The organism is Paenibacillus sp. NPDC057967, assembly GCF_042887015.1.
In the GTDB taxonomy this organism is placed as follows: Bacteria; Bacillota; Bacilli; order Paenibacillales; family Paenibacillaceae; genus Pristimantibacillus.
Map to the genome: position 1 here is coordinate 301,935 of NZ_JBHVQB010000009.1, position 13,384 is coordinate 315,318.

10 protein-coding genes are annotated in these 13,384 nt (G+C 53.8%); 8 read left to right on the top strand and 2 right to left on the bottom strand.

Translation table 11 applies throughout. The features are described from left to right. The first annotated feature begins 3 nt into the window (after nt 1-3). The 8 genes from ACFVSO_RS23485 (at nt 4) to ACFVSO_RS23520 (ending at nt 10,111) form a co-directional block, all read left to right on the top strand. Nucleotides 4-720, top strand: a complete 717-nt coding sequence (locus ACFVSO_RS23485; RefSeq protein ID WP_387478267.1) for a hypothetical protein — start codon at nt 4-6, stop codon at nt 718-720. Then, the gene (locus ACFVSO_RS23490; protein WP_387478270.1) at nt 713-1,378 is read left to right on the top strand and encodes a hypothetical protein; all 666 of its coding nucleotides are present in this window, start codon (nt 713-715) and stop codon (nt 1,376-1,378) included. Before ACFVSO_RS23485 ends, ACFVSO_RS23490 begins: the two co-directional genes overlap by 8 nt. A 54-nt stretch (nt 1,379-1,432) precedes the next feature. Next, the gene (locus ACFVSO_RS23495) at nt 1,433-2,977 is read left to right on the top strand and encodes an MDR family MFS transporter (protein WP_387478272.1); all 1,545 of its coding nucleotides are present in this window, start codon (nt 1,433-1,435) and stop codon (nt 2,975-2,977) included. Nucleotides 2,978-3,476: 499 nt separating this feature from the next. Further along, nucleotides 3,477-4,142: an HAD family hydrolase gene (locus ACFVSO_RS23500; RefSeq protein ID WP_387478275.1), complete on the top strand. Its 666-nt coding sequence runs from the start codon at nt 3,477-3,479 to the stop codon at nt 4,140-4,142. Nucleotides 4,143-4,285: 143 nt separating this feature from the next. Further along, nucleotides 4,286-4,783 carry a translation initiation factor IF-3 gene (gene infC / locus ACFVSO_RS23505; RefSeq protein WP_387478278.1) on the top strand — a complete coding sequence of 166 codons (498 nt, stop codon included), beginning with the start codon at nt 4,286-4,288 and terminating at the stop codon, nt 4,781-4,783. A 332-nt stretch (nt 4,784-5,115) separates the two neighbouring features. Continuing rightward, the gene (locus tag ACFVSO_RS23510) at nt 5,116-7,473 is read left to right on the top strand and encodes an FdhF/YdeP family oxidoreductase (RefSeq protein ID WP_387478281.1); all 2,358 of its coding nucleotides are present in this window, start codon (nt 5,116-5,118) and stop codon (nt 7,471-7,473) included. A 19-nt stretch (nt 7,474-7,492) separates the two neighbouring features. After that, on the top strand, nt 7,493-8,302 hold the full coding sequence (fdhD, locus tag ACFVSO_RS23515; protein WP_387478284.1) for a formate dehydrogenase accessory sulfurtransferase FdhD: 810 nt from the start codon (nt 7,493-7,495) through the stop codon (nt 8,300-8,302). Nucleotides 8,303-8,392: 90 nt separating this feature from the next. Next, a complete protein-coding gene (locus ACFVSO_RS23520; protein WP_387478287.1) occupies nt 8,393-10,111 on the top strand; it encodes an ABC transporter ATP-binding protein in 1,719 nt (572 codons plus the stop codon). A 153-nt stretch (nt 10,112-10,264) separates the two neighbouring features. On the opposite strand, the gene ACFVSO_RS23525 is transcribed toward ACFVSO_RS23520, so the two are convergent. Then, nucleotides 10,265-12,034, bottom strand: coding sequence for a 5'-nucleotidase C-terminal domain-containing protein (locus tag ACFVSO_RS23525; RefSeq protein ID WP_387478290.1), 1,770 nt, complete (start codon nt 12,032-12,034; stop codon nt 10,265-10,267). Between the two features lie 326 nt (nt 12,035-12,360). Then, entirely contained in the window at nt 12,361-13,188 is an 828-nt protein-coding gene (locus ACFVSO_RS23530; protein WP_387478292.1) for a purine-nucleoside phosphorylase, read from the bottom strand. Between the last annotated feature and the right edge of the window lie 196 nt (nt 13,189-13,384).

The following is a 13,384-nucleotide window of genomic DNA, read 5'->3' on the forward strand; positions in this document are numbered from 1 at the left end:
CAAATGATGTATCGAGAAATGAAGCATGCTTGGCCGGGCGGCCTGCCGAATTTGAGAATGAACGGCGTTATTCGAGCGGCTGGAGGAACGTATGACCATGTCTACGTTGATGGCGTCGGCCGTATCGCCGGAGATGTGAGAGCGGCATCTGCGGCCAGAGTGAATGGAGTGTTGACGGTCGAAGGAAGTATGGATACGCCTGAACTCAGGGCTGACGGAAAGCTTAACATTGAAGGAGCCCTCAAGGGGCGTATGATAAACATCAATGGAATCGTGAAGACGGAAAGCCACGTCTTGGCGGAATCCATTAGGATTAGCGGTATTCTAAAGTCCGACGGCAATGTGGAAGCAGAGAAGGTTCAATTGCACGGCGCGATAAAAGTGGAGGGACTGCTGAACGCGGGCGAGATGGAGCTGGGTCTCTCTCATATGGAGAGCAGAGCTTCTGAGATTGGCGGAGAGTCGATTCGGGTTCGCCGTCTTAGCGGCAGCAGTTGGAAGTGGCTCCTGAAGTGGATCATACCGGGCAATGAGACAAGACTGGTAGCGAATGTCATTGAAGGCGACGACATCCAGCTGGAATATACGCATGCGGATATTGTAAGAGGACAACGGGTGATGATTGGTAAGGGCTGCCGAATCGGACGCGTGGAGTATCGTGATCAATTGACCAGGCATCCAGACGCCGAGATTGGAAGGGAGGAGAGAACGTATGGATGATAAGCGGAATGATATCAGACTAGTCGGCGATACGGAATCGCTTGGCGGCCAGTTCGGGCGCGTACGGATAACCGGCGATGCGATCCTGGCGGGAGATGTGGCCTGCGAAGGGTTTTATTTGACAGGGACATCACATATTAAAGGAAGTCTGGATTCCGAGTACTTGAAGTTTACCGGTGAAGTGCTGGTAGACGGCCCGATGAGCTGCGGAAGCTTGCGGGGCACGGGAGAGCTGCGGCTTGGAAGGAATATCCGCGGGAATCAGATGCGCTTGTCCGGTCATCTGTCCTCCCAAGGGGCCATTGAGGCTGAGAAGCTGGAGCTGCGCGGAGCCCTATCGGGCGGCAGCGTGAATGCCGGCCAGGCGCTGATCAAGCTCTATGGCCCGTCTACCGTTAGCGAAATCGTGGGCGGAGTCGTTACGGTTCGCAGAAGCAGAGGGGTGCTGCTCAAGGAGCTGTTCCAGCAGGATTCCATCGCGGAGCTGCGGGCCGGGCTGATCGAAGGCGACCGGCTTGATCTGGAGCATACGATTGCGGATGTCGTTCGCGGTAATGCGGTGCGGATCGGACAAGGCTGTGTCATTGGCAGAGTCGAATATCGCGATTCATATGAGAAGAGCGGCAATGCCAAGGCGCAGTCAGAATATCACGTTTAAAAGAATCGGCTCGCAAGAGTCTGATTGTAGATGAAGAAGAGAGGTCGCGAATTTATGTCTGCAACACAACAAAAAAATCGTCTCGGCATCGTCATTGCCGGACTATTGCTCGCCATTCTGATGGCATCGATGGACAATACGATCGTCGCCACGGCAATGGGCAATATTGTAGGAGAGCTGGGCGGGCTCGACAAGTTCGTATGGGTTACCTCCGCCTACATGGTAGCGGAGATGGCCGGTATGCCTATCTTCGGCAAGCTGTCGGATATGTACGGCAGGAAGCGGTTTTTCGTATTTGGGTTAATTATTTTTATGATCGGTTCGGCGCTATGCGGTACAGCGTCTACGATTACAGAACTGGCTCTCTTCCGGGCTATTCAAGGCATCGGCGCCGGTGCGCTGATCCCGACGTCGTTCACGATCATGTTCGATGCGGTGCCGCTAGAGTCACGCGGCAAGCTGGGCGGCTTGTTCGGCGCAGTATTCGGCATGTCCAGCATATTCGGGCCGCTGCTCGGCGCCTACATCACCGACCACATTGCGTGGCAATGGGTGTTCTATATTAACTTGCCGCTCGGTGTGATTGCTTTCTGCATGATCGCATTCTTTTACAAGGAGTCGCATGACCGGTCCAAGCAGCCGATTGACTGGCTGGGCGCTGCTACGTTGATTGGAGCGGTTATCGGTCTCATGCTGGGTCTAGAGCTCGGCGGCAAGACTTTCCCTTGGAGCTCATGGGAGATTATCAGCATGTTCGCAGCGAGCGCCGTGCTGCTTGCGATCTTCCTGTACGTGGAGACCAAGGCGAAGGAACCGATTATTACGTATGGGCTTTTCAAAAACCGCGTGTATGCGACCAGCATCCTGACCTCGTTCTTCAGCGGGGCGGCGTTTATCGTCGCATCGGTCTATATCCCGATTTTTGTTCAAGGTGTGCTTGGCGGGACCGCAACGAACTCCGGCTTGGTGCTGCTGCCTATGATGTTGGGCTCTGTGGTCACCGCCTCGCTTGGCGGTTTTCTGATGACCAAGATTCCTTACCGGAACATTATGGTGTCCACGCTGATCCTCCTGGTCGTCGGTACGCTGCTCGTCACGACCTTGTCGCCGGAGTCCAGCCGTCTTCAAGTGACCTTGTATATGATCCTGATTGGCCTTGGCATTGGTGCATCGTTCTCGGTACTCAGCAATGCAGCTATTCATGGCATCTCGACACGGCAGCGCGGTACGGCGAGCTCGACGCTTACGTTTATCCGCTCGCTCGGCATGACGGTCGGCATTACAGTGTTCGGCATCATCCAGAGCAATGCGTTTACGAATAAGCTGGCGGATGCGTTCGCTGCAGGCGGGGCGCAGGGCGGAGGCGACATGGCCTTCGGCGATCCACGGGAGCTCCTGAAGCCGGAGACGCGCGCAACCTTCCCGTCGGAGGTGCTGGATACGATCACGACCGCATTGTCGTCGTCGATTACCTTGACGTTCGGCCTGGCGGCGATTCCCGCGGTGCTTGCGCTCCTTGTAGCTTTCTTTATGGGCAGGAGCAAGCTGGACATATCCGCCGTTGCAAAAGGGGAAGAAGGACAGCACGCATCCCATTAGCATGGTTAACAATGTATGGAGTGAATGAACGAAAGGATATAGAAGGATGAATTAGAGTGAGGAACTGTCTCAGAAGAAGGTTTACTTTAAGAGACATCCACTTGATGAATGTGAACCGGCGCTAATGAAGAAATGGCGGTGCCAAGGGTGTTATCCCTGCACCGCCATCTTTGGCTTTTGGTTGTCTTTCAATTTAGTGAGGGGCGTCCCTTAGTTATCTGCCATTAATTCTGGTCAATCCCGTACTTTCGGCGCAATTAGCGGTGTGTGGCACAACTATTTCGTCTTATGGGACAGTCCCTTTTCTTTTTTTAAAAAATATGGACCTATGTCATCGCTCTTAGAATCCGTTTCCATCCCAGGTTTGTCAACGGATATCGCTGATTGCCGCGTTTTGTGTTTGGCGGCTGTGCCGGACGGCTTGTCTTGACGTACCTATTTTGTCATGCTACCGTCTTGATAACATAATGATTGCAAGATGCTGGAGAGGAGCACATCTATGATTAAGGCTATGATTTTTGACTTTGACGGAACAATTCTTGATACGGAGACACCTTGGTTCTATGCTTTTCGCGATGCTTACAAGGAGCATGGCGTTGAACTGACGATCGATCAATATTCGGAGTGCGTAGGCACGAATAACCATACCTTTAATCCTTACGAGTATCTGATGACCGAGCTGGGCCTGCAGATCGACAAGGAGCAATTCCGCTTGAAGATCCATGATGATCACACCACTTTGTTGGCGAAAGAAGTCGTTCGCGAAGGTATTCTGGATTACTTGGAGCTGGCTAAGGATGCGGGCCTTCGAATCGGTCTTGCCTCCAGCTCCGGGCGGGAATGGATTGACCGGCATCTGGACGCGCTAGGTATTAGCCATTATTTCGAGGTCATCTGCACAGCGGATGATGTGAGTCAGGTGAAGCCTGATCCGGAGCTGTATGTGAAGGCAATGGAGAAGCTTGGCGTGGCGCCGGAAGAAGCGATTGCCATCGAGGATTCGCCTAATGGCGCCAGAGCAGCGGTGGCGGCAGGTATGTCTTGTGTCATCGTGCCCAATCCTCTGACGCAGATGCTTACCTTTGACCAAGAAGCGCGTTACATCTATGCGGAATCGCTAGCTAAGCTTGATTTCCGATCGCTTGTAGGCGTGAATGCCGGATAACTAATTTTATGGATAGGCCGAGGAGACGGGAGCGCGTCGCTTCGGCCTTGCGATTGCTGTCTGAGTTGCCCATAATAAGGGCAAGGCATCGTCCGGCGAAGCCGCGACGGTCATAGATGGATAGAGGATGAGGAGAAAGAGCAATGGCATCGAAATTAGTGATGAATGAAGCGATCAAGGCTGTCGAGGTATTGCTGACAGGTCTGGATGGCGAGCGTCTTGGCGTCGTATCCCGCGAGGAAGCGCTCGATCTGGCGAAGCAGCTGAAGGCGGATCTGGTATGCGATTCGCTGATGAGCAGCCCGCCGCCTTGTCGGCTGGTCAGCCGGGGAACGGCGAAGCGGGAGAAGGATCAAGCCGGGAAGGAAGCCCGCCAGAAGGATGGGCAGGTCAAGGTGAAAGAAATTCGCTTGACAGCAAGCATTGAAGACCATGATTACGAGACGAAGCGCAGGCAAGCGGAGAAGCTGCTGGAATCGGGCCATGGCGTTCTGCTGGTAGTTCGTATTCAGGGCAAGGAAGGACCAGCCGCCAAGACGCTGCTGGAGGGGCTTGCCACCGATCTGTTGGCGAGCGGAACCCGCAAGACTGGCGTTCAACTAAGCGGCAAGCAAGCGGCTCTGGAGCTGATCCCGAAGTAACCGGCCGGGGGCCTGTACGAAGCCATGATTATGAACGGCCAAGCATAGATGCTATCCGGGTTGCATGTGATTGCAAAGTTCAAGCGGAGGTTCTGGTGATCTAGACGGTTAACTCTAATATGCGTCATGCAGGCAGCCTGATGATCCAGGCTGTCTTTGTTTGCATTGTCATGTAACCGTTTTCTTGATACACTGGGCTGAATCGAACCGTTCAATGAATTAACAATAAGACTGCCGGAAATGAGCTTTGGAGTGGGAACACTTGGGATCATTGCGAAAGCGGTCTTTTTTCGATCGCTGCTTGATAGATTGGGATTGGGAGGGGAATGAGCATGGGCAACACAAAGCATACCGGGCGGATCAAGCTGCCGAAGAGCTGGGACTCCCGGTTGTGGGTGAGCAAGCGGCCCTTCGGGCTTGGCCTTGTAAAGCCGCATCATATTCGCGATACGTTCAAGACGGTATGGGATAACCGCAATAATCTGCCTTACGCTTATCGAATCTTGACGCAAGGAGTATGCGATGGTTGTGCGCTTGGTGTATCCGGGTTGTATGATCAGACGCTGGAAGGGCCGCATGTCTGCACGACGCGCCTCAATGTGCTTCGCCTCAATACGATGCCGGCCATGAAGGAGCGCTGGCTGCATGCCGATATTGGAGAGCTGCGGCAGCTGAGCAGCGCGGAGCTCCGGCAGCTCGGCAGGCTGCCTTATCCGTTGATCCGGCGCAGAGGCGAAACCCGCTTCAGCCGATTGAGCTGGGATGAGGCGCTGTCGCGAATTGCGGACAAGGCACAGGCGATTGATCCGAAGGGAATCGCGTTTTATTTGACCGGAAGAGGCATTACGAATGAGACCTATTATGCGGCGGCTAAGGCTGCCAGGGCGATCGGCACGAATCATATCGACAATGCATCGCGCATCTGCCACTCACCGTCCAAGACTGCCATGAAGCGTTCGATTGGCGTCGGCGCATCCACTTGCAGCTACAAGGACTGGATCGGGACTGACGTACTGCTGTTCTGGGGCAGCGTAGCGGCGAACAACCAGCCGGTGTCGACAAAATATATGTACGCCGCCAAACGCAAGGGTACGAAGATCATCGTCATTAACCCTTATCGCGAGCCGGCAATGGACGGATATTGGATTCCATCTATTGCAGAGTCGGCTTTGTTCGGGACCAAGCTTGCGGATGACTTCTATCAGGTGAGTATCGGCGGTGATATTGCATTCATGCACGGCATCATGAAATGCTGGTTCGAGATGGAGGCGTCGGCGAGCGGTTCCGCGATTGACCATGAGTTCGTTGGTCGCCATACGAACGGTTATGAGGCACTGCGCACGCATGTGGAAGCTTTGGCATGGGCGGATATCGAGCGTTCATCCGGGCTTGCGCGCTCCCGCATGGAGGAGCTGGCCCGTCTGCTTGCCGGCGCGCGCTCGGGCGTCTTCGTATGGAGCATGGGGCTGACGCAGCATCGCTTCGGGACGGACAACATCTCTCAGGTTGCCAATCTGGCTTTGCTTCGCGGGTTCCTGGGCAGGGAGCATTGCGGGCTGATGCCCATCCGGGGACATAGCGGCGTCCAAGGCTCTGGCGAGATGGGGGCGGACCCGTTCAGCTTGCCGGGAGGAGAGATGAGCGCGGCTGAGGATCGCGCCAGAATCGAAGCGGTATGGAAGTTTCCCCTGCCGGAGTGGCAAGGGGATATCGTCGGCGTGTCGCTGGAGAACGCATTGCTGCCGGAGGGCCATGAGAGCAAGCTGCGGCTGTTCTACACATCGGGCGGGAACTTCCTGGAGACGATGCCGGACCCGCAGCATGTCCAGGCCTGCCTGGAATCGGTCGAGCTGCGTGTGCATCAGGACATTGTGCTGAACAGCTCGGCGCTTGCCGACGCCGCAGAAGAAGTTATCGTGCTGCCGGCGATGACTCGCTACGAACAGCCCGGCGGAGGGACGTCGACTTCGACGGAACGAATGGTCTACTTTTCGCCGGAGATCGAGGGTCCGCGCATTGGCGAGGCACGCGCGGAGTGGGACATATTCGGCGAGCTGGCCGAACGCATCAACGGAGACAGAGGAGCGCTGGCCCGCTTCCGCAGCGCAGAGGACATCCGCAGGGAGATCGCGGTTGCCGCGCCTAACTATGACGGCATCCAGAGGCTTCATAATCGCGGCGACGTCTTCCAGTGGGGCAATGCCTGGCTATGCGAAGGGGGCCATTGTCCGACTCTGGACGGCAAGGGGCAGCTGCTGCCAATTCCGATTCCAGACTTGCAGCGCTCGGAGGGGCGGATGTATGCGACCACCAGAAGGGGGAAGCAGTTCAACTCCATGATCTACGGGGAACACGACAGCTTTAATGCAGCGGCACGGCATGATGTGCTAATCAGCAGTGAGGATGCAGACAGGCTGGATCTGCAGAACGGCGATGACATCGTCGTGCATAACCGCCACGGCCTCTTCCACGGGCGTGCGAAGCTGGCTCCCGTAGCAAGCGGCAATATCGAGCTATATTGGCCGGAGAGCAACATGCTGTTCAAGCGGGGTGTCTACGAGCCTCACGCTGGCATCCCGGAATATAATGCGTCTGTTCAAGTAGAGCGGGCGGACCGGTACCATGCGCACAAGGATACGCGATACGCAGAGAAGACGGTTGCCGAGCTGGATATGGAGCCGCCGGCTTGACTGAGGGGAGGTGCGACAGATGGAGAGAGGCAATCTATCGGTATGGGGAGCGATGCAATACCGCAGCGATACGGGGCAGTTCGAAGCGCTGGACGATCAGATCGCAACCGAATATGCGCTTACGGTCAAGCTGGATGGGGAGGAATTTGCGACGATCGTCTGTTCACCGACCCATCTTCGTGAGCTTGTCTATGGATTTCTCGCTTCTGAGGGAATGATTCGGGAAGCTGCTCAGGTGAAGCGTCTGCATATCGACGAAGATAGCGGATACGTATACGCGGAGCTGACAGGCCAGCCGTCCGTAGCGCGGGAGAAGGTGTCGAAGCGATTCATCGGAAGCTGCTGCGGGAAGAGCCGCCAGTTTTATTTTCACAACGACATGATGACTGCGCGCACGATTATGACCAGGAGGACGTTAACCCCGGAGCAATGCATCTCATTCATGGAACAGCTGCAGAAAAGCTCTAGCGACTTTCATAACTCAGGGGGCGTTCATAACGCCGCGCTCGCTGAAGGAGATGGACTGCTTGCCGTCATGACGGATGTCGGCCGCCATAATGCGCTGGATAAGTTGTATGGGCATTGTCTGCTGCATCAGATCGGAACGGCGAATAAGGCAATTGTGTTCAGCGGCAGGATGTCGTCGGAGGTCGTATTGAAGGCGGCTAAAATGGGCTGCGGAATTGTGCTTAGCAAGTCCGCGCCGACCGACCTGGCGCTTCGGCTGGCTCATGATCTGGGCATAACATGCGTTGGCTTTATCCGCGGCCGTCAATTTACGGTCTATACGCATGCAGAACGAATCGTTATAAACCATTCATTACCTTGACACTCTAAAAGGGATTGGGTATGATCTTCCTGGTGAAAATCATTATCATTTAGTCCCGCTGACAGAAGAAGGACAGAATTGGAGTTCATAATGTTAAGACGTTTTTTCTCGTATTATAAGCCGTACAAACGGCTGTTTTTCCTCGATTTTACCTGTGCGGTTATACTCGCTGTGCTGGAGCTGGTGTTCCCGCTTGCGGTTGGGTATGTCGTGAACTCGTTGCTTCCTGACGAGAACTGGGGGCTTATTGTTTCCGGTTGCGCCGTGCTGCTCGTTATTTATATCATCAATACGCTCTTAAGCTACGTAGTCACCTACTGGGGGCATATGCTGGGCATTAACATTGAGACGGATATGCGGCGCAAGCTGTTCGATCATGTGCAGAAGCTGTCCTTCCGTTACTTCGACAATACGAAGACGGGGCATTTGCTCTCCCGGCTGACGAACGACTTGTTCGAGATCGGCGAGGTTGCCCATCATGGACCGGAGGATATGTTCATCGCAGCGATGACGCTGATCGGCGCATTCGGCATTATGCTGTTCATTCAGCCGGAGCTGGCGATCATGACGTTCATTATCGTACCGGTTATTATTTGGCTGGTTCTGTACTTCAACAAGCGGATGACCAAGGCGTCCAACCGCCTGTTCACAGACATGGCCGACTTCAATGCGCGCGTCGAAGATACGGTAGGCGGCATCCGCGTCGTGCAGGCGTTCGCGAATGAGAAGCATGAAGGCAAGCTGTTCAAGGGCAACAACATGCGCTTCCGCGAGGCGAAGCTGATTGCGTACAAGATTATCGGCTTGAACGCCTCGGTCTCCTACATGTTAATGAGATTGGTACAGCTGTTCGTACTGATTGCAGGCGCGTATTACGTTTTGAAAAAAGGAATGCCATACGGTGACTTTATGACGTTCGTCTTGCTGACGAATATTTTCTTCAAGCCAATTGAAAAGATTAATGCCGTTATTGAAAGCTATCCGAAAGGCATTGCAGGCTTCAAACGTTACGTGGAGCTGATGGATACTGCACCGGATGTTGCAGATTCACCGAACGCGATCGCGGTTGATCGTTTGCATGGCAATATTCGCTACAAGGACGTTACGTTCGGCTACGAGGGCGAAGCCAAAGTGCTGCAGGGCATTGACCTGTCCATTCGGGCAGGGGAGACCGTCGCCTTCGTCGGTCCGTCTGGAGCGGGCAAGACGACACTTTGCAGCTTGCTGCCAAGATTCTATGAGGTTGAAAACGGCAGCATATCCATCGACGGACTTGATATTCGCGATATGAAGCTGGAATCGCTGCGCAAAGGAATTGGCATCGTGCAGCAGGATGTATTCCTGTTCTCGGGTACGATTCGGGAGAATATCGCCTATGGCAAGCTGGGCGCTGATGATTGGGACATTCTGGAGGCGGCAAGACGGGCAAGGCTGGAGGAGTTCATCACGTCGCTGCCTAATGGACTCGATACGGTCATTGGCGAGCGCGGCGTGAAGCTGTCCGGCGGCCAGAAGCAGCGTCTTGCGATCGCAAGGATGTTCCTGAAAAACCCGCCGATTCTGATCCTGGACGAAGCGACTTCAGCGCTGGATACAGAGACGGAAGCGGCGATCCAGCAATCGCTTGCGGAATTGTCGGAAGGACGTACGACGCTTGTGATTGCGCATCGTCTGGCTACGATTAAGAATGCGGATCGGATTGTCGTAGTGACAGAGAAGGGCATTACCGAGCAAGGCCGCCATGATGAGCTTGTTGCCGCAGGAGGCATCTACAGCCGCTTGCATACGGCGCAGTTCGGCAGGGGATAGTGGAGCAGCTGTTGTAACCACTGTCGCTTAAATTATCTTTTCCGAGCAGAATGACGACCCTGTAAGGGGCAGATTGGCGTATGTGAAAAAAGAGAACCAGTCGCATGAGCCTGGCTAGCGACTGGTTCTCTTTATGCCGTGTATGGCCTCGCTTTATGCTTTGGCAGGCAAGATGATTTGTTGACCCGGGAAGATCAGGTTCGGATTTTTCAAATGGTTAAGGTCACGAAGCACTTGCCATGTGGTTCCGTGCTTGCGCGCAATGCTCCATAACGTGTCGCCTTTCTTCACGATATAGACAGGTTGTACTTCCGGTTTCGGTTCAGGTTTAGGCTCTGGCTTCGGCTCTGGGTGTGGCTTTGGTTCTGGTTGTGGTGTTGCAGTGCCGGGAGCGGCATATTCCTTAATGCGGCCTTCAACCTTCGGGTTTGCGGAGCCCAACTCTTGAATATAGGCGATAAGCGCCTCATCCAGCGAGCCGTACATGCCGGCCTGCGGGTATTGACCGAACATGGTGTATTCATCTCCGCCTGCCGCAAGAAAGTCATTCGTAGCGATCGTGTATTCCGCTTTGAGGTCAATTGCTTTGCTGCCGACCTTCAGATCATGTACGCGTGAGCCTGGAGCGGCAGCGGGATCAATCTTGAAGCTCATCCCGCCGACCTGAGGGAAGGCTCCCTTGGCGTTCGGATAATCGGAGACGCCATTTTCTAGCGCTGCTTTAAGATCAGCGCCTTTTACCTTGAGCGTGACGATCTGGTTGCCGAACGGAAGTACCGTAATGACTTCTCCCTTTGTAATGACGCCTTGATCGATGGAAGCGCGAATGCCGCCGCCATTGGTCAGAGCAACGTCTGCCTTCGTGACGAACAGCAGGGCATCCGCAATCAGATTGCCAAGGTTTGTCTCGCTTGCGCGTACTTTCTCGCGGGAACCTTCGAGAGCTACGGAGGTGTTGCCGACTTTCTCGGCCAATATAACTTCCTGCGTTTTAATAATATCTGCTACTTTGGCTGTAACAGCTTCATTCGGCGTGATATTGGCGGCGGCTTCTTGATGGATCAGCTTCGCTTCACGTTTTGATATTTTTCCATCCTGCATCCAAATATCGACGACACCGACATGCTGCGAATATTCGCCTGTGCTGACGATAAGCGTATCGTTGTCGGATAGAAGTCCTTTCTCCAGCACAGTATGGCTGTGGCCATCGACGAAGAGGTCGATCCCTTTTACAGCCTTGACGACCTTGAAGCTTGTATCTTCGCTGGATTTGTCCATGCCCAGATGCCCCAGCGCAATGATAAGATCCGTTTGATCCTTTAGCTCGTCGACGATAGCCTGCGCTTCTTTGACCGGATCTGTGAACATGATGTTTGCGACGTTTTTCGGATGCGTCTTGTAGGCCGTCTCTGGCGTGGAGAGACCGAAGATGCCCACCTTGATGCCGTCAATCTCCTTAATGATATATGGCTTGAAGATTTGAGCATTCTGCTTGTCTCTGACGTTGCCGCTAATAACGGGGAACTTTAAGCCTTTTGCCAGTTCCAGCAGTCTGTCGGTTCCGTAGTTGAACTCGTGGTTGCCCGGTGCCATGGCATCGTAGCCCATCAGGTTCATCACATCTGCGACGCTTTGCCCGCCTACGAGAGTAGCGAACGTTGTACCGTGAATCGCATCGCCTGCATCAAGGACAAGCGTATTCGGATTGGCTTTGCGGTAGCTGTCGAAGATACCGGCTACTTTGGCAAAACCCATCTCGGCTCCGTTTTCAATTGACCGTGCGTGCATGTCGTTCGTGTGTAAAATGGTCAGATGCTTGACGCCTTGCTCCGTATTGCCCTCTGCCGCCACTCCGCTTGCAAGCCCCAGCACCAAAGCCAGGCTCAACACAGTGGAAAGCAGCCAATTCCATGATTTCCTCATGAGCAGATCATCCCTCCATCGCCTATTTGTATAGTGTGAATATTGGAACAGGGAGTTATTCGGCGGCGAAGTTTGGATATCCTGTATCGACAAATCAAAGGTTTTGTAAAACGATGAGGTTCTTATTCAAAGGACTCAAGCGGAGGGGGAAGAATACTTTCGGATTATGCTAAATGTAAAAGCGCCGCAATGTGTTTGCGGCGCATTCATTCTGTTGGTATGGAATTGAAAAAATAAATCGCGGGCCTGTAGGTACTCATTTGATGAGTATACTTGCCTGATAGAAATCGTCTATAGCAACCTTTTAAACGCCCAATTCAACAGAATTAAATCTGAAAAGTGCGCACAGATGCTTTGACAAGCGAGATAAACTTCGGACGCGTCTCATTGGCTACTTTGACCACTTGTTCATGCGTCAGCGGCTCCAGCTCGTCTCCGATCGCCATGTCGGTAATACAAGTGATACCCGCTACGCGAATGCCGCAATAATTCGCCGCAATGACTTCAGGCGCTGTGGACATGCCGACTGCATCAGCACCCCAACGGGCCATCATCGTTAGCTCTGCAGGCGTGCAATAAGTTGGGCCGGTAATGCTTACATATACGCCTTGCTGAAGCTTGACGCCAAGCGACTCGGCTTGCTCCGCGACTACGGCACGAAGCTCTTTGTTATAGGCGCTCGACATATCCGGGAAGCGAGGGCCAAGCTCGGGAATGTTGGCTCCAATAAGCGGATTGTCACCGGTATTATTGATATGATCGGTAATCAGCATCAGATCGCCTGCCGAGAATGCGCGGTTCATGCCGCCTGCTGCATTCGTTACCAGCAGCGTACCGATGCCTAGCTGCTTCATCACATACACAGGGAAGACAACTTCTTTCATGCTGTAGCCTTCGTAGTAATGGAAGCGGCCTTTCATCACCAGCACGGTTTTTCCTTCCAGCTCACCAATAACCAGCTCTCCTGAGTGTCCTTCTACGGTTGAGACCGGGAAGTGAGGAATCTCGCCGTAAGGAATGACGGTGGCATTCTCTACTTCGTCAGCCATAACGCCAAGGCCGGAGCCGAGAATCATGCCGAGCTGCGGTGTGGATGGCAGCTTGCTCTCGATATAGGCTGCCGCTTCTTTTATTTTGACGAGCATATTGTCCATATGTAAAATCTCCTTTGTATATTGCCGATTACCGGAGACCGGTTGCGGCAAATCTGGGAATGTGAGGCACCCTCATAATAGCCTAGAGAAGGGGCAAAGTAAACCTCAGCTTCCTGCAGCAGTTTTCCGATTGCGATTGCCGGGGAGGGACGAGGTGCCTCTGTTGTTGTTTGCGGAAAAGCTTCGTATAATAGTA

Bases quoted from the DNA above. Each gene is read 5' to 3' on its own strand.
- ACFVSO_RS23510 (WP_387478281.1), top strand. From the start codon at position 5,116: ATGGGCAACACAAAGCATACCGGGCGGATCAAGCTGCCGAAGAGCTGG.
- ACFVSO_RS23520 (WP_387478287.1), top strand. From the start codon at position 8,393: ATGTTAAGACGTTTTTTCTCGTATTATAAGCCGTACAAACGGCTGTTT.
- infC (WP_387478278.1), top strand. From the start codon at position 4,286: ATGGCATCGAAATTAGTGATGAATGAAGCGATCAAGGCTGTCGAGGTA.
- ACFVSO_RS23495 (WP_387478272.1), top strand. From the start codon at position 1,433: ATGTCTGCAACACAACAAAAAAATCGTCTCGGCATCGTCATTGCCGGA.
- ACFVSO_RS23485 (WP_387478267.1), top strand. From the start codon at position 4: ATGATGTATCGAGAAATGAAGCATGCTTGGCCGGGCGGCCTGCCGAAT.
- ACFVSO_RS23500 (WP_387478275.1), top strand. From the start codon at position 3,477: ATGATTAAGGCTATGATTTTTGACTTTGACGGAACAATTCTTGATACG.
- fdhD (WP_387478284.1), top strand. From the start codon at position 7,493: ATGGAGAGAGGCAATCTATCGGTATGGGGAGCGATGCAATACCGCAGC.
- ACFVSO_RS23525 (WP_387478290.1), bottom strand. From the start codon at position 12,034: ATGAGGAAATCATGGAATTGGCTGCTTTCCACTGTGTTGAGCCTGGCT.
- ACFVSO_RS23530 (WP_387478292.1), bottom strand. From the start codon at position 13,188: ATGGACAATATGCTCGTCAAAATAAAAGAAGCGGCAGCCTATATCGAG.
- ACFVSO_RS23490 (WP_387478270.1), top strand. From the start codon at position 713: ATGGATGATAAGCGGAATGATATCAGACTAGTCGGCGATACGGAATCG.